The sequence below is a fragment of the Enterococcus sp. 9D6_DIV0238 genome (genome assembly GCF_002174455.2).
Lineage (GTDB): Bacteria > Bacillota > Bacilli > Lactobacillales > Enterococcaceae > Enterococcus_L > Enterococcus_L dunnyi.
This window is the reverse complement of sequence record NZ_CP147246.1, coordinates 107,142-126,081: the sequence shown is the minus strand read 5'-3', so window position 1 is coordinate 126,081 and position 18,940 is coordinate 107,142. Positions and strand designations below refer to the sequence as shown.

The 18,940-nt window shown below is 37.0% G+C and carries 16 protein-coding genes; 2 read left to right on the top strand and 14 right to left on the bottom strand.

Annotated elements, in window-relative coordinates:
• Nucleotides 1–7 precede the first annotated feature (7 nt).
• Both A5889_RS00535 and A5889_RS00530 read left to right on the top strand, forming a co-directional pair.
• Nucleotides 8–487 (top strand): nucleoside 2-deoxyribosyltransferase, encoded by a 480-nt coding sequence (locus A5889_RS00535; RefSeq protein WP_087639934.1) that lies wholly within the window; start codon nucleotides 8–10, stop codon nucleotides 485–487.
• A 27-nt stretch (nucleotides 488–514) separates the two neighbouring features.
• The gene (locus tag A5889_RS00530) at nucleotides 515–1,189 is read left to right on the top strand and encodes a hypothetical protein (RefSeq protein ID WP_087639933.1); all 675 of its coding nucleotides are present in this window, start codon (nucleotides 515–517) and stop codon (nucleotides 1,187–1,189) included.
• Between the two features lie 269 nt (nucleotides 1,190–1,458).
• Here A5889_RS00530 and A5889_RS00525 read toward each other — a convergent pair whose 3' ends face one another.
• The 14 genes from A5889_RS00525 to nrdR all read right to left on the bottom strand — a co-directional run bounded on the left by A5889_RS00525 (nucleotide 1,459) and on the right by nrdR (nucleotide 18,815).
• Nucleotides 1,459–1,863, bottom strand: coding sequence for an organic hydroperoxide resistance protein (locus tag A5889_RS00525; RefSeq protein ID WP_087639932.1), 405 nt, complete (start codon nucleotides 1,861–1,863; stop codon nucleotides 1,459–1,461).
• A 188-nt stretch (nucleotides 1,864–2,051) separates the two neighbouring features.
• Nucleotides 2,052–2,498, bottom strand: coding sequence for a MarR family winged helix-turn-helix transcriptional regulator (locus tag A5889_RS00520; RefSeq protein WP_087639931.1), 447 nt, complete (start codon nucleotides 2,496–2,498; stop codon nucleotides 2,052–2,054).
• 1 nt (nucleotide 2,499) lies between these two features.
• Entirely contained in the window at nucleotides 2,500–3,426 is a 927-nt protein-coding gene (locus A5889_RS00515) for a TMEM175 family protein (protein ID WP_242585346.1), read from the bottom strand.
• Nucleotides 3,427–3,649: 223 nt separating this feature from the next.
• Nucleotides 3,650–6,253: an ATP-dependent chaperone ClpB gene (gene clpB, locus A5889_RS00510; protein ID WP_087639929.1), complete on the bottom strand. Its 2,604-nt coding sequence runs from the start codon at nucleotides 6,251–6,253 to the stop codon at nucleotides 3,650–3,652.
• Between the two features lie 369 nt (nucleotides 6,254–6,622).
• The gene (locus tag A5889_RS00505; RefSeq protein WP_087639928.1) at nucleotides 6,623–7,087 is read right to left on the bottom strand and encodes a hypothetical protein; all 465 of its coding nucleotides are present in this window, start codon (nucleotides 7,085–7,087) and stop codon (nucleotides 6,623–6,625) included.
• Nucleotides 7,088–7,120: 33 nt separating this feature from the next.
• On the bottom strand, nucleotides 7,121–7,975 hold the full coding sequence (locus tag A5889_RS00500; protein WP_087639927.1) for a diguanylate cyclase: 855 nt from the start codon (nucleotides 7,973–7,975) through the stop codon (nucleotides 7,121–7,123).
• Nucleotides 7,962–10,037 carry a cellulose biosynthesis cyclic di-GMP-binding regulatory protein BcsB gene (locus A5889_RS00495; RefSeq protein WP_087639926.1) on the bottom strand — a complete coding sequence of 692 codons (2,076 nt, stop codon included), beginning with the start codon at nucleotides 10,035–10,037 and terminating at the stop codon, nucleotides 7,962–7,964. Before A5889_RS00495 ends, A5889_RS00500 begins: the two co-directional genes overlap by 14 nt.
• Before the next feature lie 13 nt (nucleotides 10,038–10,050).
• Nucleotides 10,051–11,313, bottom strand: coding sequence for a glycosyltransferase (locus A5889_RS00490; protein ID WP_087639925.1), 1,263 nt, complete (start codon nucleotides 11,311–11,313; stop codon nucleotides 10,051–10,053).
• Nucleotides 11,310–12,878, bottom strand: coding sequence for a hypothetical protein (locus tag A5889_RS00485; RefSeq protein WP_242585295.1), 1,569 nt, complete (start codon nucleotides 12,876–12,878; stop codon nucleotides 11,310–11,312). Before A5889_RS00485 ends, A5889_RS00490 begins: the two co-directional genes overlap by 4 nt.
• Nucleotides 12,862–14,376, bottom strand: a complete 1,515-nt coding sequence (locus A5889_RS00480; RefSeq protein ID WP_087639924.1) for a hypothetical protein — start codon at nucleotides 14,374–14,376, stop codon at nucleotides 12,862–12,864. Before A5889_RS00480 ends, A5889_RS00485 begins: the two co-directional genes overlap by 17 nt.
• Before the next feature lie 14 nt (nucleotides 14,377–14,390).
• Nucleotides 14,391–15,563, bottom strand: a complete 1,173-nt coding sequence (locus tag A5889_RS00475; protein WP_207114549.1) for a hypothetical protein — start codon at nucleotides 15,561–15,563, stop codon at nucleotides 14,391–14,393.
• 421 nt (nucleotides 15,564–15,984) lie between these two features.
• Nucleotides 15,985–16,914, bottom strand: coding sequence for a primosomal protein DnaI (gene dnaI, locus A5889_RS00470; RefSeq protein WP_176372768.1), 930 nt, complete (start codon nucleotides 16,912–16,914; stop codon nucleotides 15,985–15,987).
• Nucleotides 16,915–16,916: 2 nt separating this feature from the next.
• Nucleotides 16,917–18,317 (bottom strand): replication initiation and membrane attachment family protein, encoded by a 1,401-nt coding sequence (locus tag A5889_RS00465; RefSeq protein WP_087639922.1) that lies wholly within the window; start codon nucleotides 18,315–18,317, stop codon nucleotides 16,917–16,919.
• 12 nt (nucleotides 18,318–18,329) lie between these two features.
• On the bottom strand, nucleotides 18,330–18,815 hold the full coding sequence (gene nrdR, locus A5889_RS00460) for a transcriptional regulator NrdR (protein ID WP_087639921.1): 486 nt from the start codon (nucleotides 18,813–18,815) through the stop codon (nucleotides 18,330–18,332).
• Between the last annotated feature and the right edge of the window lie 125 nt (nucleotides 18,816–18,940).

The window sequence follows — 18,940 nt, the reverse complement described above, 5'->3', positions numbered from 1 at the left end:
TTATAAGATGAAAATTTACTTTGCTGGTCCCATGTTTGCTAAAGCAGACTTACTTTATAATGACTATTTGGTCAAGAACATCCGTGCTCTAGATGATAAAATAGAGGTCTATCTGCCTCAGGAGAACGGTGCAATCAATGATAAAACTGCTTACGCTGACAGCAAAATGATTGCTCTCGCTGATACCGAACGAGTCCTTGAAAGTGATTTGTTGGTTGCAGTTCTAGATGGCGCTGTCATCGATCCTGGTGTCGCTTCTGAAATTGGTGTAGCCTATGCCAAAAATATTCCAATGGTTGGATTATATACAGATACACGGCAGCAAGGGGCAGATAATCAAAAAAAATTAGATGCTTTAAGTGACACCGCTGAAAATCAATTTCACTACTTGAATCTCTACACAGTAGGTTTATTAAAATTGAATGGAACAGTGGCAACTGATGAGCAGACGTTTCTATCCTTGATCGAAGAACATCTGAAAAAATAGAGCACATATAAATCGGGAGGTTTTTTTATGAAAATAGAATTTGAAGATCAACAAGAAAAGCGGTTGTTCTATTTTTTACTCGCATTTGGCTTCATTACTTTACTGGTAAATATCGTCAAAAGTTTTGTCGTTCAGCCTAAAGAACAATACCTACTATTGACTGTTGAAATGATTGCAGGGATCGCAGTGATTTTTGTTCCTTTTATTTTTACACGATTCACTGGGTTGATTTTCCCAAAAATGGTTCGGCTTTACTATTGGTTTTTTCTTTGGATCGCTGTGTTCCTTGGTACAGGGTTACGATTGATCATCATCGTGCCATTCTGGGATAAAATTCTACATGCAGTCAGCCCTATCTTATTGGTAGCTGTTGGTTATGCGATTATCGGCTATTGCTTGAGAGAAGCTGATTTTTCCAAGATCAGTCCTTGGCTTTTTATTGTAATGGGCTTTGCTTTTGCTGGTTTGTGTGGTGTTTTTTGGGAATTTTGGGAGTTTTTATGTGATTCTATCGGGAATATGAATTTGCAGCGGTATATGACTGAAGCTGGGCAACCATACATCGGTCGTGCTGCATTGATGGATACAATGGGTGACTTATTGACCAATACAATTGGTGCATTGCTTTTAACTTTTTATAGTTTTATCAAACGTAATGATCCTGATTATTTTAAAGCATATGCGTTTAGAAAAACAAAATAATGCTTCACGCTAAAAAAAGGAGTTATTATTGTGACATCGATTTACAAGAAAACAGGAATCCTTTCAAGTGAAAGAGTGGAGTTTTATGACGCGGCGGCATTAATAAAAAGACGGGATTCTTATCAAGTGAGATGATCGGCTCATATGATAGTAAAGATGATGGCGCTGCGGCGGCTACATTACTTCTATTGAACTTATAGAAAAAGAGAGCTTGAAACAAAACTAAAAACTAGTTTTGTTTCAAGCTCTCTTTTATTTGTGTGAACTAATTATTCTACTTCTAACTCTACAGAAATGTTCCCTTTTGTTGCTTTTGAATATGGGCATACTTGATGTGCTGTATTGACTAATTCAACGGCTGTCGCATGATCTACATCATCGATTTTGACAGATAAGACAACACCAACTTGGAAGCCAGTCTCTTCATCACTAAACAAAGAAACAGTTGCTTTTACTGTACTCTTAGAGTGGATGTTCTTTTGTCCCATCACAAGTTCTAAAGCACTGTTGAAACAAGAGCTATAGGCTGCAGCAAATAGTTGCTCAGGATTGGTCTTATTTTCTTTATGCGGACCGGGTGATGTTACTTCGTAGCTGAATGATTTATCAGGCGAGTATACTTCACCTTCTCTTCCACCCGTATTGATAATTGTTGTTGAATAAATTTTTTTCATATTCTCTTCCTCCAAATCATAGATGTTTTATTTACCTTTCATACAATTATATTGTACACAATATTTTTAGGGAAGTACATTATTTTGCTTCAAATAGTTTACTCGATTTTCAACAGCTTTCCTTTTGTTTCCATCGTGTATTCAAAATTAAAAGGGAGTGGCACATAAAAGTTCCAGTCCCTCATTTATCATATTTTATGATCGATCTGTGCAATTTGTCCACTTAGCTCATTGAGTTGTTTGATCAAAGAAAAATAGTCATTTTCTTCAACATTCAACTGTGTCAAACAGCTCTCTACTTTTTCGTAGATTTCCTGCTCTAATTCGACTGCCTTTTCAGAAAGAGAAATAATCACGATCCGTTCATCTTTAGCTAAACGATTGCGATGAATGTATCCACTTGCTTCCATTCTTTTCAGCATCGGCGTCAACGTTCCTGTATCCAGTGCCAGTTTTTCTCCTAGGTCAGTGATCCGTTGATCAGAGTGCTCCCATAAAACAAGTAAAACTAGATACTGCGGATAGGTCAAATGAAATGGTTTGAGTGCTTTTGCATACATTCGATTAAATTGCTTATTTACTGTTTGTAAGGAAAAACATAGCTGTTCATCCAAACGTCTGCTCTTTTTTTCCATATCATCCCTCTTTTGACTCTCGTGGTCTTTGGTGTTTGTCTGAGATCATTCTTGCATAATCATCAATTTGCTTTCTCTGATTTTCCAGTTTTTCTTTTTTATGATTTAAGTATTGTTTTTGTGACGGATCATCTGTTTTCGCTAGTTCTTGATCTATTTCTGTAATTTTACGATCTACTTCTGACTGCCACTGATGATTGAACTGATGCCACCATTCTGGATCTTTTTGCGCACCTTGGGCATTATTCATAGAAGAACGCAATAAAGCAGCATATTTTTGAAAGCCATTATCCCAAGGCTGACTTTGCGACTGAAAATAATATTTTCTTTGTTCGTCATTCATTTGATCGACATAAATATCTTCCTCATGTGTGACGATGTTTTGTAAAAAGCCAAAAATTGGTAAACCAAGATACACAACAAGTCCTAGTTTAGGATAAAAATAAGCTAACACTAAAAGAAAAATTCTAAAAATAAAAGTTCCTCTATGTTTGAATCTGATCTTTCGTTGGACCCCATCTTTCACTTTCTTTTCCTCATTGATCTGTTGCTCCAGCGAATTAAGTAAGATTTGCAAAAAGATAGTAACGATAAAAGTCAACAGTCCATACATGAGGACGATCTCCCGATTCGTATCTTCGATCAACAATCTAGTGAATGCTGGCACAAGGGAAAGAAAAAACATCAGGATCATGTAAACAACAAAATCTTTATTCTTGATCTTATTAACGAGATTAAAAACTTGTGCAGTTTGATACCAAAAATTGCCTACAAAACAAAAACTAATAAAATAAATGCCTACAGAACGAAATAATAGCTCTAATTCTATATTCCCAGATTGATTTAATTTTATCGGCAGATCTAAGACCATGATCGTAATAATAATTGCTATGATTGCATCGCCAAGCATAACGACACGCTCTTTCATTTTCTCCAAAATATCCACTCCAATCTTCTACTCTTCATTATTTTATAGTAAAAATGATTTTTCGCAATCATTTTGTATTCAAACAGTCAAAACACTTCATTGACCAGAAAAAATGCAGGAAAAAAGTAGCATTTTACTTTCTCCTGCATTCTAAATTCAACTGGTGAAGATACCACTTGCTATAATCATGCAACGTTCTTTCTATCCCTTCAACTCACACTATCTACTCTTCAAATACTTCATTTTCAAAGACTAATTGATTGTTTAATAGACTGATCGTTACTTTTGTTTTTGGTAATACTCTACCAGAAACGATTTCTTTGGCTAGTGGTGTTTCTAGTTCTTTTGTAATGAATCGTTTCAAAGGACGAGCACCATATGCTGGATCATAACCACTTTCAGCGATCCAAGTTTTCGCCTCATCAGAAATCACTAATTCGATCTCTTGATGCTCTAAACGCTTAGAAAGCTGCTCTGTCATTTTTTCAATGATTCCTTTGACATTATCCAAGCTTAGAGGAGTGAATAAAATCGTATCATCGATTCTATTTAAGAATTCAGGTTTAAAGTTTCCACGTAAAATCGTCATCACCTGTTCTTCTACCTCTTCAGGAATCGTTCCTTCAGGTGTCACACCCTCAAGCAGTAATTGAGAACCAATATTGCTGGTCATGATCAAGACTGTATTTTTAAAATCAACGACACGGCCTTTAGAATCTGTCAAACGTCCGTCATCTAAGACTTGAAGCAAAATGTTAAATACGTCAGGATGAGCTTTTTCGATTTCATCTAATAAAACGATCGTGTACGGATTCCGGCGAACGGCTTCAGTCAATTGGCCGCCTTCTTCATAGCCAACATAGCCTGGAGGCGCACCGACTAAACGAGACACACTATGTTTTTCCATATATTCACTCATATCGATCCGTACCATATGATCTTCAGAATCAAATAAATCTTCTGCTAAAGCTTTAGCAAGTTCTGTTTTCCCTACACCGGTTGGTCCTAAGAATAAGAAGGAACCTAATGGGCGATTTGGATCTTGCAATCCTGCTCTTGAACGTATCACCGCATCACTGACTGCATCGACTGCCTCATCTTGTCCTATGACACGTTTGTGTAATGTTTCGTTCAATTTCATCAATTTTTCTCGTTCGCCCTCAACTAACTTCGTTACAGGGATCCCTGTCAAACGGCCAACAACCAAAGCAATTTCATTTTCTGTCACTGCTTCTTGAACCATTTTGACATTATCTTTGGCATTCTTAGCTTCTAGATTTTTTAATTCTTCTTCTAACTGTGGAATAGTTCCATGACGCAACACCGCAGCACGTTCAAGATCGTAATTGTTTTCGGCGTCTTCTAATTCATGTTTAGCTTTGTCGATTTCAGCACGCTTGTTGCTGACTGCATTGACCTCTTCTTTTTCTGTTTCCCACTGCATTTTCATTGCATTTGCTTCTTCACGCAAATCAGCGAGTTCTTCTTGTAAGGCACTTAGTCGTTTTTTACTTGCATCATCAGATTCTTTTTTCAATGCAGCTTCTTCAATTTCTAACTGCATCAAACGACGAGTGACCTGATCTAACTCAGTCGGCATCGAATTCATTTCCACACGAATCGTTGCACTTGCTTCGTCGACTAAATCGATTGCTTTATCTGGTAAAAAGCGGTCCGTGATATAGCGGTCTGATAAAGTAGCCGCTGCGACTAAGGCATTATCATGAATATTCACACTATGATGGATCTCAAAACGTTCTTTTAGTCCACGTAAAATACTGATCGTATCTTCGACAGTTGGTTCTTTCACCAATACTTTTTGGAAACGACGTTCTAAGGCTTTATCCTTCTCCATATATTGACGGTACTCATCTAATGTGGTTGCACCGATCAAGTGCAGTTCGCCACGAGCTAACATTGGCTTCAATAGATTTCCTGCATCCATGCTTCCCTCTGTTTTACCTGCACCAACAATATTGTGGATCTCATCAATGAACAAGATGATTCGTCCATCACTTTTCTTCACTTCTTTTAAAACAGCTTTCAAGCGCTCTTCAAATTCTCCACGGAATTTTGCACCCGCGATCAATGCACCCATATCCAAAGAGAAAATCGTCTTATCTTTTAAGTTTTCAGGCACATCTTTACGAACGATCCGTTGAGCTAAACCTTCAATGATCGCTGTTTTACCAACACCTGGCTCACCGATCAATACCGGATTATTTTTTGTTTTTCGCGATAAAATTCGAATCACATCGCGGATTTCCTCATCTCGTCCAATAATTGGATCTTGTTTGCCGCTTTTCACTTGTTGGACTAAATCCACACCATATTTTTCTAATGCTTTGTATTGCTCTTCTTGATTTTTAGAAGTCACACGATCGCCCCCTCTAATGTCTTCAATATTTTTACGTAATTCTTTTTCTGAAATACCTTGGTTTATTAAATATTTTGTTAATCGGTAATTTTTAAGTTTCATCAACGCTAATACTACGATTTCCGTTGCCAAAAACTCATCTTGAAAAGATTCTCTTAATTTATCTGCTTCGTTCAATAGGTTAAACAAATTTTGACTCATGCTTTGACCATACTGAATATTCCCACCTTGAACGATTGGGTACTCATCTAAAGCTTTATCTACCTCTCGTTCAAAAGCTTCGACATCAACACCTGCATCCGTATAAAAATTACGACCAAAATGATTCGGTTGTAAAAAAACTTTCCATAAATGGGCAATATCGATTTCCTGATGACGACGCGTAACTGCAATTTGCTGTGCTTCAGCGATCGCCTCTTGTAACGTAGTAGTCATTTTTTCGATGTTCATAGAATTCCCTCCTAAATTTAAAAGCTGATCAGGCTCGTTTCACTCTGACAGAAAAATAAAATACTGATCTATTTGATCTTCAACTTTTAAAAAGATTGTTTGCTTTAAATAATCTATATAAATAGTACCGTTTCTTGAGCAAAAAAGCAGTACTTCTTTTGGACTATTTTTTAAGGTTAAAATGACTGATCAATTTTGACCTTATGAATCAATTATACTCAATTAGTCAGTAAAGGTCAAACAAAATCAATTGGAAAACGATCGATTTCTCTCACTTTTTATGATAACTCAATCACTGATTTTAGCAACAGATATGCAGGCAAACAAAAAGATCAAGCACGAACCTTGTGCCTGATCTTTTAAACTTATTTAAATTTTTTCAACTTTAACAACTGCATTTCCCGCGATTTGCGGTGGAATCGACATCGTCATTACGGGTAACCCACTTAGTGTAAATTTAACACTATCGCCAGCTTTTAATTGATCTTCTGTAAGGCCATCTGCTAGCTGTTCCTTTGTGACATTCAAAATGACACCATCATTTTTCATTGTGCCGATGATTTCCTCTGGGTCCTCAACTGCTTTTACGTCATTTAAGAAAAGACGGATCGACTGGTCAACCGTTTCATTTTGCACGGCATCTTCCACTAAAACTGCCGTAAAAATTGATTCCTGATCCTCTTTAACATTAGAGCTTGTATTTGTACTTTGATTTTTTTGACTGCTCATTGTCGTATCTTCACTTCCTGATTCGCCTGTCTTCTTATTCCCGCTGCACGCGGCTAAAGAGATTGCTGCAAAAATCGTTACTAAAGTGATTGCGAGTTTTTTCATATAATTTCCTCCAATCTATACACTTTATTATAACTAGACATCATATTGAAGTCCATTCAGAGCTTCAGAAAGAAAATCTGATGCCTTTGTCATTTCTTCAGGATCATATTTTGCTTGAGAAACAAGTAAATCGATCGTCAAATTATTCAGGTTAGTTGTTTTTTCAAGTTCTTCTAAGAAGCGTTCTTTCAAAAGTTCCCGAAATTCACGCAATGATTCAGGGGTTGAAAACGTATAAGAGCTCCACGTTGGGGTTACTTGATTGACCATATATAAGCTATTGCTTTGATCGGAGCTTTCTTGAAAGACCCGCGTGATCATTTTCAATAACTCTTTAGTCTGTTCTTCTGTCATCAATTTTTTGAGACTGTCCCAATAGCGAATACGAACCACCACAGTGTACAAGTCTGTCTGAAAGCGTTCAGACATAGTGACAAACATCGGGAAATCACTTTCGTATAGCGTTAAGGTTCTCAAGTGTGTCTCAGCATCCAGTGCGTTGTATTGTACATTGTTCTTTTTCAATCGCTCGTTCTCTTTTTCCAATAAACGAACTTGATAGGTGATCAAAAAAATACTCAGGCAATATAATGGAGGAATGATCAACCAAAATAGCGAAGCATAAGTAAACTGTTTCATAAACACATATTGATAAGAAACATAGCCCAACTGAACGAAAACAAAAATCAAGGTAAAAATCAGGCCTGACACAATACCTGTAAAATAAGTAATGATCACAAGAATCAATGTGATCAATAAACTGATCAAGTCAATGAAAAAGCCGTTATTTCCCAAACCGACAAAAATGACGGTGATGGAGACTAGACTGATAAAAAACAAAAGGGACAAATCCATGATCGTACTCGCATAGCGTTTATTCAGTTTCATCGTCATTTCCCCCTTTAGTGTCTTTTTTCAAAATAAAGAATGCGGACAATCCAACGATCATGACCACAAGTAAGAAGACAACTAGGTAAATACCTAATTTTTGATTATTGATGAGCCTTTGACCTAAGTTTTCTTGTTGAGATTGACTTACTTCTTTTTTAAAGCGGTAGTCATAGCGTTTGTAATTATTATCGACAACCAGTGCATCGCCTTTATATGTCGAGGTATTTTTTTCAGTGGCGATTTGGGTCGAAGCCAGAAAAACATTCTCAGGAGTCGTTCCTGTCAAAATCAACATGGCCGCTTTGCTTTCAAAAGGTGAAAAGAGCAGTTGTGCTGTTCCGATACTTTTTCCATAGTCTTCCTCAATACTTAGTTTCTCATTCGAAACGAATGTAGCGAATGACTTATCGTAAGCGAAAAACAAGTCATTGTTCAACGATTTGATCAACGCATTATCATTTGGTGTCCCTAAAACAATTAGATTATGTGTCGATAGCGCTGATTCTTTCGGTTTTGTTTTATAATAAGTGATTTCTCCGACATTACTTTGAGTGTAGTTTCCAATCAAATTGAATATGTTTGTCAATGCTTTGAAATAATCCTTATTAAGTTTCTCAGGAAGCACCACACCTAAATCTGCAAACGACTGACTTTTGACAAACATATTAGGATAGTTTGTAAAAAGCATCGTATCAAGCTCTTGCGTTTTAATAAATGCGTTAGAGGTATTCTCGATATAAGCCCATGGAGTTTGGTTGCTTCGGATATTTTCCGGATTTTCAACGACTAAATCAAAGCTAACTTTTAAAACAAAGCTGTCAGTGATTCCTAGATCATTCGGAAACTCTACTAAAAATTCATCCCCGTTGGCTTTGGCTGCACTTAACCGCTGACTTCCAATTGGACGATCATTGACTGAGACCGTCACTAATGAGTTATCAAAGTCTAAATTATCTGCATATTTAAAATTCAAATGAACCGAGCTGCCATTTGCATTATTTTGATCGACAGGCAAATTGACGAAGTAAACTTGTTCCTGATGATTCACACCACTCAGTTTATCACCAGTAGAAGTTAACGGATATGTACCGTCAAACTCTAAAGATGAAGTAAAAGTCAACGTCTCTTTCGTGACTCTTTTTTCAGTTTTTTCTGTTTGTGTCATCAATTCTTCATTGCCGATATATCGGCCAGCTCTGATCAGCAGTGCTTCATCTTTTGAAGTGGCAACTAAAATATGCTTTCCGTTAGATTCAAAACGTTTTAAAACCGCTTCGTTCTCTAAATTTTTTGCATCGATTTGCTGACGATACTCTTTAGGTATTTTGTCATAAAGTCCTATGATCAGCTGATAAGGCTGGTCGTGCTGTCCATTTAATGAATCAAGCTGCAGTAGTTCACTTTTGGTTGTGATGATCCTTGAAACTCCAGCCAAAGCGTATGTTGCAGCAGATAATTCTTTTTCAGTAGCATCTTCTGGTACCAAGATCACGCTTTGTGCATTAGCGATCGTGTCTGCTCCTATAAAATGGTTGTAAAACGAATGAATACTTGCTTCCGGCAATATAAGATCATATTGAAAATTGACATTCGATCCTTCATAAATCGTCAGCCAGTTCGCGGGTGTTTCAATCAACGTATATGAATCTTCAACTGAATGATTGATGATTTGTCCCTCTACTGTCAACGTATTCGTTCCTTGAACTAAATCAAGCGGAATCGTAATTTCCTGTTCTTGGATCTCCGTTGTATTTTTTGGTCTGAAAGAGAAAAACTTTACACCATTGACTGCAACGGTCAAATCAGACTCTTGAGAATTTTCAAGTTGAGTAATTTGAAATTTCAAGTTCAATGTTGCTTTTTTTACATCCCAATAATCGATTTTTGTGAAATACATCGTTGCTTTTACAGAGGTTCCTGTAAGTGATGTTGTTGGGTTTTGAAACGGCTGAGTAAATGTATGGTTCTCTTGCTCTGAGGTTTCTGCGAATACTGTCCGACTCCCAAGTACGAACACTAGACTTAAAAAACTGATAAGAATGATAGGCATCTTTTTCATGATTAAACTCTCCTTATTTAAATCGTTCCGTCTTATACCATTTTGTTTGTGTCTGTTTATGAAATACTGATTCCTTAATGTACATGAACATACCGTATGCAGCAACAACCAGCCACATTTGGCTATAAGTGATATACATCAAAGCGATCACTAAGACATTTTGCAGCTTCATTTCTCCTTTTTCTGTGGAGATACTGACATAGGTGCTAAAAATAAAGAGTAATACCGCTAACAACCATAACGAATTACTGAATCCTTCTAAAGTTGTACTCAAATAGCCCGAAACGGACAAGACAAGCATGATATCCGATAAAACTAAAGAAGTCATTAAAAGAAAGTAAATCGATAAGAAGTATAAGATATCAAAACGAATCCGTTTTGCACTTGGATGAAAAATCAATTTCGCATTTTTAACAATGACATAAATATTTCCTTTGACCCAGCGTGTTCTTTGGCGGAACCAGACCGAAAGTGTTTGCGGCTCCTGCTCCCACGTGACTGCCTTCGGCTGAAACTTGATCTTATACCCCATCATATAAATTCGAAAGCTGATTTCTGTATCCTCTGCTAAAGCTTTATCATCCCAGCCGCCGATCGCTTCTATGATCGAACGTCGAACCACAAAATTCGTACCAGGGATCGTACACAGTTTAAACAATTCAAATCTTCCAGCCTGAGCCATCCATTGAAATGCGAGAGTCTCGATATTGATAAATCGGGTTAGGAGATTGGTGTCTTTATTACGTGTCCTAAACTTACCGATAACAGCGCCATATTCATTGCCATCCATCAGTTCGGCGACTAAGTATGTCAGCGCATGTGCTTCGGGTGTATTATCTGCATCGTAAATCGCGATAACCTCTCCCTTTGCTTCTTTAAAGCCGATATTCAAGGCATTCGACTTTCCTTTCCCTCCAGTAACTGCATCTGTGTTGATGACTTTCAAATTTCGTGTGGGAAATTCTTTGCCGAGAGCCTCAAGTAATTCAGCGCTGTTATCACTTGAGTTATCATTGATCACAATGACTTCATAGCGGTCAGCCGGGTAACTAAAATTTAATAACGCCTCAACTGTACGTACGATCACGATCCCTTCATTATGCGCTGGTACCATGATTGATACAAAAGGAATCTGCCCATTTTTTAGTTTTGGAGGTTCAAGATGATCTGTTTTTAAATAGTAAATATAACCGAAAATAACTAGTACAATATTTACAAGCAGCAATGACCAAATAATGATCGTTGCCGCAAGCATGATTCCGTCAGCTATTGTCATTTGCTCCCCCTCTTTTTCTGAATATATTTTGATCGATAGTTTCTTCGTCCAAAGATGAACAATATACTTAAAATGGCTAAAGTCGACAATACAAATACGATCAAAACAATGTTCGTCACATTGAAAAATCGAGCAAATTGCCCTCTAAATACTGTTTCAGTCACTTCAGTATTCGGTATATTTTTTAAGGAGTTGACTAATTTTCCATTTAAATACCTGCGACTATTAAGAAACTCGATATGCTGAGTCTGCGTTTGAACGTCAAACTGAAACCTGTGTTGACCTACTTTATAAAACTGTAATGGAGAGTCAGAGATATCTTGGATGATTTTTTTTATTTCTCTTTTGGAATCTGGAAACGAAAAACTCATAGTTACTGGCATTGGAAAATGATAATCAGCTGTCACACCATCTTTTTTCCACGAAATTCCAGCAAGATACTCAAAAGGAAAATTATAAAATGCCGTATTAAAGACATCTGAGTTGTTCGTCTTACCTCTATAATGTTGATCTTCAATCGGTGGATTCTCACGTAAAATGATCGTCTTACTGATTTTCAACCCATCCGCTTGATACTGTGCATCCTGATTCCAATAGCCATGAGCTGAGAATCCAACAGGAAATACACTTCGATCGATCAGAAGACTGATCTGCTGCTCTAAAAGCTGGGCTAAAGCATGGTTATCATTCAAATTGACATTATTTACGACCGGCATCTCTAAAAAAATGATTCCAGATCCCGATTCAAACGAGCGAAGCACATCTGTGAACACATTATATGGTTTTGTTGTATTGTTTCGGTTCACACTTGTAGTGGAAACAATATAAGGGATACTCACTTTTGATAACGCTTTTTGAAAATCAGAAGCAACACCCATATCTTTCATTGGATTTAAACCATCTATCGTCAAAATAGGGTTATACGACTGCTCTACTCCTAACCAAGAACCCATCAACTCTGCACTTTTCAAAAAAACTGCTCCTTTTTTATCAAAAAAAGTCAAAAATCCGTGACCATTTTCCAGCACACCAAATGGGATTGCTTGATCATCGATTTCTTGAGCTCTTAACCGACCAATTTTTTCTCCAGCTGCCTCTTCTAAAACGGTTGTCTTTTCTCGATAATTGAGAATTTGAGAATAACGGTCACGCTCATCTTCCAGCGTAAATTGACGGTGACTTAAATCCCGCCATTTTCCTGTAAAAAGCTGCTGCTCATCTGGTGCGACTTTCGAACCGATATGTAGCTTTTTCCCAGAAAATCGGCTTCTATCCTGTATAAACTGTTCATTTAATTCTTTATCAGACCAATTGATCATCGTAATGACTCCGTCAAATTTTTGATCGAACATCATCCCACTTATATATTTATCTTCTTCAACCGTTTGGACGCTTGCGCCAAAACTTGTTAAAAGACGCTGGATAGAATCTACATCATTTTGTTTATTCTCAGCAATATTTAAACTGTCATAGACAAGTAAAATGTGTTGTTCTTCCGCCAAAGCCTTCTGTGGAATGAAAAACAAGCAGCATAAAATGAAGAATAGACTATATCTGAGTTTCATATTCCAGCCCCTCCTTTTGCACTGGTTCATCATTCCAGATTCGCTTGCCTACAACATCTGACCAAAGCAATAACGAAATCAAATCGAAATAGAGTGATACGAGGAACAATAAGCGGATTAAATCTGAATCCCCATTGATCACTATAGATGAAAGAAAAATAAAGATCATATTCACTAAAAATCCAGCAATCAAAAAGAATCGTACGACCATACCTGGTCGTCTTTCCCTAAATCCATTGTAAAAGCCCACCCCATAAATGCCGATCAACACAATACTGAAAAGAATATAGAAACCAAAAGACTTTGGATAGCCGGCTGCTTTGATTCGATTGTATAAAGTAAAGAACCGTGTTTGTTGTGCCGGCTCTCCTCCAACTGATTTTTCATAATTGCCGAGTTCGGATGGCTTAACAAAATATACATCTTGTACGGCTATATCCAATAGCTTATTGAACTCATCTGGATGATTGATGTAATTGATGATCACCCAGATCGTACCAGCTTTTCCAAGGAAATTTTCTTTTACTTGCTCTGATTTTGGAGATACAGGACTATATTCATCAAAATAAGTCGTCCCTTTTTCCAATCCATATTGACGATTGATACCACCTTCACGCATTCGTGCGTCAGGATTCGTCGTTTCAAGCATGACACCTCTAGTTAAGCTGTGATATAGATCGATCTCGCGCGTCGAATAGGGGACAAAAATAGTGCCCATGATGAGAAAGCCAACAAATGTTACTAAAACAGCACTTAATGCTAGTCGTGCCCCTTTACTTTTAGTAAAAGCGAAAAGTCCAAAACCCATGATCAAAAGTCCAAAAATCAAAGAAAATTGCCGTTTAGTTACACCAAGCAAGATAACTGTACTGATAAACAACAGAAGCCAAATCAAGCCTCTTTTGCCAAAATCTTTTGTACGATATAAATAAATGACCGATGCAAAAATATACAAAGATGCTATCAGGGAGGTCGCTTCTGGATAAAATGAGTTGAAATAAATCGTATATGATGTATCTCCTAAAAGAAAAATCACAAACAAAGAAACTAAATAGCTCCGCCCTTTCGATAAACCAGCACTCAGTCCTCGCACCAGTAAATAGATTCCAGGTAAATAAAACAACAAATAAACCGCACCCAAAAATCGAATGTCAAACTGATGCGCACTGTAAAAAAGTTTATTTAGCCAAATAGCCAGTGTAATAAACAGTTGTTGAGAAGAGATAAATATACTGGAGGATTGGTTGTAGTATTGCATGATGGAAAAGTCTTTTTGAAAATAACTTAAATAAGAATGATCTTCAATATTTTGAATATAAAGACCACTGCCGTTTAAAATGCGATAATAATTGCCATTATCCGCTAATCCATTGACTGGTGGAATAAACAATAAAATACTTGTGACGATACCTATTACAAGTACAGCAAGTAACGGTGGAGAAATATACTTAGAGAAAACAGTAATATAATGTTGGAACCTGCGCACAAAACTCTTCACGCTTTTCACCTCGATCATAAATCATATGCTATAAGAGCCATTAAATTATTATAGGAAAACACATCTTTTGTCCGGATATCACCAAATCCTCCATAAAACAAACTACTTGGATCGGTGATTTGAAAATTATTTAAAATCAAAATCGAAGAGTCGTATAACTCCTTATCATGGATAATTGCTCCAATCACTGCTGCTAAAGCATACGCAGCAGCTGATTGATTTTTATCCACCGGAACGCCTGTTAAATCATAGGAGTTGAACAAGGTCCCCTTACTGACCTGATCCTTAATAAAATCAATACTCTCCTGCTTTTGAAGACCAGCCTCCCCTAAGTGCAGGATCGTAAGTAAGGATTCAATCACATTGATCGTTCCAGTATTTTCATATTTATTCGTTTTGTGGTTGTATCTAGTTTGATAAAATGGAAAGGTATCAGATATATAGCCGTTTTCAATCAAAGAATAATGATATTGTAAATAATCAGCAGATACATCATATTTTTTATAAAGATAACCCATTGTTTTTAAATCAATATAAAAAAGCGAGGTACTATCAGATTTTTTCTTTTGATCAACATCATAAAAGTCGATCAAGACATTATCATCCATTGATGTTTCCATAAAATTTTTAGCTAAGGTATCGATTTCCTTTGTATAGTCTTCGGAACCAAATCGAGCGCTAGCACCGATCAACGCTCGAATGATTCTTAAATCATCGACCGAAGCATTTACAGGAAATTTCTTGCCATTTTCATCTATACGATAGCTGAATTGGACTTTATCATAAAAAAGCTTCTTTGTTTCTTTATAATACGCATCAAAACGGCCTTTTGTATCAGTCATTTCAAGATTTCTTAGGTATAAACCAGAAGATTCACTTAGCATTTCATGCCCCGTTGCTACCTCAGTTGACTCTGTATTTTCCAGGAAGTTGGTTATTATTCCACCACTTGGAAGCAGCATCTTTGTATCGATAAAGAACTTAAGATTATCTCTGCGTTCTTGCGTCTCTGATGATTGTTTCACAGTTTTATGCCTAAAAGTCTGTTCATCCGTTGTCATCAGTTTCATGATTTCCGGTTCCACCTTTTTTACATTGATTTCTTTTGTCGTTTGTCTGAAAAAAAGAAAATAGGCGAACACGCCCAAAATTAGTATCCCCCCAAAAAAGACTACTTTCTTTCTCATAATTCACCTCAGTCATTTGTTTTTATGTCTTTAGTGTACACATTTCTTTGTAATAAAGCGAATAATCCGCAACCTAGCCAGCAACTTTAAAAAGAAAAAAAGGACTAGGACATAACTCTACGAGTTACGACCTAGTCCTCTTTAAAACGAATAAACGGTGGAAGCAGAAGTAACTACTCCGCTTCGATCACATCAGCTAATGCATACAGTTTCACTATTGTTCAAAGAACAAAGTGAAGCTAGCAACATTCTAAGTGCTAAAGCACTAAGAGTTGAAGGTTTCGGAAATAAGCTGAAATTGCTGTAAAACACAACAAAGAATGAGTTGATGCTTTCTCGTCAAAAACTCGTCGCAGATAAACAGTGTTGCACAGTACCTACTTGGTTCTCGGAGTTGAACACTTCTGTCCCATCCTCTTTTCTAACCATTTCTCCGATCATTTCCGGACATTGTGATTTCCTTTGCCAAGTAGCGAACACGCTCCATGATCCTACGTGCTTTCAATGGCTCTTGTTCCCCTCGTTGTGTAACAGTTAAATGTTTTTCAAGATCTTTTAAGTTTAGATTTGATGAAAAGAAAGTGACTAATTGCTCTTGCATTCGATATTGCAAGATAACACTCAATACATCGTCACGAATCCATGACGTCATCGATTCAGCGCCCAGATCATCGATCATCAACACTGGAGATTTTTTGACTGCATCCAGCTTTTCCCCTACTAGATCTTTCGCGATTGCCTGCTTCATTTCTACGGTAAAGGTTGGAAAGTGAACGATCGTTGTGACAAATCCACGCTCAGCTAAACTATTGGCGATGGCACCTAAAAGGAAGGATTTTCCTACACCAAATGTCCCTTGTAAATATAAGCCTTTATGAAATTCTTTTGGCGACTGCGAATATTCCTTAATAAATTTCATCGCTCCGGCAAACGCTTCCTCCCGTCCATCTGAACTTAGATCGAAGGATTTCAAGCGAGCCTCGCGGACATCTTTTGGCATATCCATCGCCTTCACACGTTTTCTGATCTCTTCTTCTTGCTGCTTTGCAATCAAAGCCTCTGTTGGAATATAAGTGACATCGATATAATGGAAGTTCAAAGCTAATTTTGGTTCGTAACCAGGAGCGATCATCGTAGGATCGTTTAGCTGATACTTTCTTTTCTCCTGAACAAACTCATATAATTTTGAATAGCTTTTTCGGATATCATCATCTGTCAAACGGTCGCGATGTTCTTCAATAAATTTTTGGACATCATCATCTTTCAAAACAACATTCACCAACTCGTTATAACGTTCACTCATATCCCTGTTTCGAATGATCTTTGACATTTCTTTTCCTACATCTTCCATTATTAATCACCTTCTTCTTTTAATAATTCTCGAAGCTCCCTTTCAAGCTCGGCTTGTCTTTCTGGAGATAATTTCTTTTCCTCCACTGGATTGTCTACCCAGTCAGGCAATGTTTCCTGACGAATGACTCGATTATTTTGTGGATAACGGGGCTTGCTTTGATTTGTCTTACTTTTTTGAGCTATTTCACGGACATGTTCGATGGCTTTCTCCGGTGAAACGATTTCGCTTTGAGCCCATTCATTGGCAATTCGATTTACATAGTCTGCCTTTAGCGTAGGCTGCTTTTGAATATTGTATACATAATTGATCAAAATATTGATCACACTATTCGGTAAGCCAGATTTTGAAACTAGATATTTCACTAAAGACCGCTCTTGCGGTGTTGTATACCCGCCTTTGCTATTTTTTAAGGCCTCTAAGTAGTTCAACGGGAAGTTATTTTCACTATCCATGATCATCTGAATATCCATTTCTGAAAAACCAGACATTTTCAATGAATTATATCGATAGGTCTGCTGATCCGCTTCTGAAAGATTCGCCTGTTCATTTTGAACGACTTCACTTTTTCTTTGTTGTTTGTCAGGGTCGTATGTTCTATAAACCGCACGTTCAAAATCCTTAGCATCGATCTTACCCGTATAATAATCAAATGATTTTGAACAAAAATCGACCATATCCAATTCTGTGATGCCAAACAAATTATGAAAAATAAAAACTTCTTCCTTAAATCCATCCTTATTATCCGGCAGTTTTATACCTAAACGCTCGATTCCCTGAATAAAATAGGCCCAGTCAAACGACTCATTTACAGCACTGATTTTTTTAGCAGGACGTGGATCCTCAAATGACGCTTCAATCTGTTGTAATTGCTTATTTTGAGCAACTATCTGTTCTTCTTTAAATAAATAGACATCCTTAAAACTTGCTGAAATCTCTTCATAACCAGCTAATGAGAAAAAGTTTGGCCTAAAACGAGCAAATAGCTTATCCAGCTTTCTTTGACCGACCGTATTCAAAAGAGTCAATGTCAAAACTTCATCTTTGAAAAAGCGCTCAACAGTTTCCGGGTGATTCAATCGATAGAAAAAAATAGTGCCTAACTCTGGATCGTTTTTGACAAACGTATCTAAAAGTCCTATTCCTTCTAATTTTTTTCTTGCGTCTAGAATTTGTTTGATACTCTTATTCATCATCGTGATCAATTCAGCATGAAACAGTGATTCACTCGTACCAGTAGTCTCTATTTCCGACAAAAGTGTCGTATACAAACTAAAGGCATCTGAGCCAATGATCGGTTGATACAAAAGCGTCAATACTTCCCGCTCTTGATCAGATAACGGTGAACTTATACCAACTTGAAAAATGCTTTTTGGTTGGACTTCTTTCCAATTACTTTTCAAGGAAAGACCTCCTTATTTATTGGTTGCATCATTATTTGACGACTTAGCTTTATCAACGATTCCTTGTAATTCTTTCAAAAAGACACTCATATCTTTAAATTGACGATAAACACTCGCAAATCGAATATAAGCAATCTCATCCAGATTTACAAGATCTTCCATCACGTATTCACCAACTAAAGTGGTCGAAACTTCATTTTCCCCTAAACTACGTACCCGGTTTTCAACATTATCAACAATTTGCTCCATTTGTTCCATTGCAACAGGTCTTTTTTCAGCTGAACGAATCAACCCACGCAAAATCTTTTCTCTATTAAATTCTTCTCGATCACCATTCTTTTTGATCACTAGCAATGGCGCCGCTTCGATCCGCTCAAAGGTTGTAAAACGGTAGTTACAATTTTCGCACTCTCTACGACGACGAATCGCACGCCCGTCATCTGCTTGACGGCTATCAATGACTCGAGAATTATTATGATGACATCTTGGACAACGCATAATATTCACCTCATTTATCTCTATTATTATCTATTATTTCGTATAATCGTTGTTTACTACTCGTATTATAACATGAAATGGCTGAGAAACCAGACATTAACTATCTATCTCTATTAATTTTTTCT

What these genes read in the sequence shown, in the direction of transcription:
- A5889_RS00535 (WP_087639934.1), top strand. Translation starts at nt 8, where the DNA reads ATGAAAATTTACTTTGCTGGTCCCATGTTTGCTAAAGCAGACTTACTT.
- A5889_RS00530 (WP_087639933.1), top strand. Translation starts at nt 515, where the DNA reads ATGAAAATAGAATTTGAAGATCAACAAGAAAAGCGGTTGTTCTATTTT.
- A5889_RS00525 (WP_087639932.1), bottom strand. Translation starts at nt 1,863, where the DNA reads ATGAAAAAAATTTATTCAACAACAATTATCAATACGGGTGGAAGAGAA.
- A5889_RS00520 (WP_087639931.1), bottom strand. Translation starts at nt 2,498, where the DNA reads ATGGAAAAAAAGAGCAGACGTTTGGATGAACAGCTATGTTTTTCCTTA.
- A5889_RS00515 (WP_242585346.1), bottom strand. Translation starts at nt 3,426, where the DNA reads ATGAAAGAGCGTGTCGTTATGCTTGGCGATGCAATCATAGCAATTATT.
- clpB (WP_087639929.1), bottom strand. Translation starts at nt 6,253, where the DNA reads ATGAACATCGAAAAAATGACTACTACGTTACAAGAGGCGATCGCTGAA.
- A5889_RS00505 (WP_087639928.1), bottom strand. Translation starts at nt 7,087, where the DNA reads ATGAAAAAACTCGCAATCACTTTAGTAACGATTTTTGCAGCAATCTCT.
- A5889_RS00500 (WP_087639927.1), bottom strand. Translation starts at nt 7,975, where the DNA reads ATGAAACTGAATAAACGCTATGCGAGTACGATCATGGATTTGTCCCTT.
- A5889_RS00495 (WP_087639926.1), bottom strand. Translation starts at nt 10,037, where the DNA reads ATGAAAAAGATGCCTATCATTCTTATCAGTTTTTTAAGTCTAGTGTTC.
- A5889_RS00490 (WP_087639925.1), bottom strand. Translation starts at nt 11,313, where the DNA reads ATGACAATAGCTGACGGAATCATGCTTGCGGCAACGATCATTATTTGG.
- A5889_RS00485 (WP_242585295.1), bottom strand. Translation starts at nt 12,878, where the DNA reads ATGAAACTCAGATATAGTCTATTCTTCATTTTATGCTGCTTGTTTTTC.
- A5889_RS00475 (WP_207114549.1), bottom strand. Translation starts at nt 15,563, where the DNA reads ATGAGAAAGAAAGTAGTCTTTTTTGGGGGGATACTAATTTTGGGCGTG.
- dnaI (WP_176372768.1), bottom strand. Translation starts at nt 16,914, where the DNA reads ATGGAAGATGTAGGAAAAGAAATGTCAAAGATCATTCGAAACAGGGAT.
- nrdR (WP_087639921.1), bottom strand. Translation starts at nt 18,815, where the DNA reads ATGCGTTGTCCAAGATGTCATCATAATAATTCTCGAGTCATTGATAGC.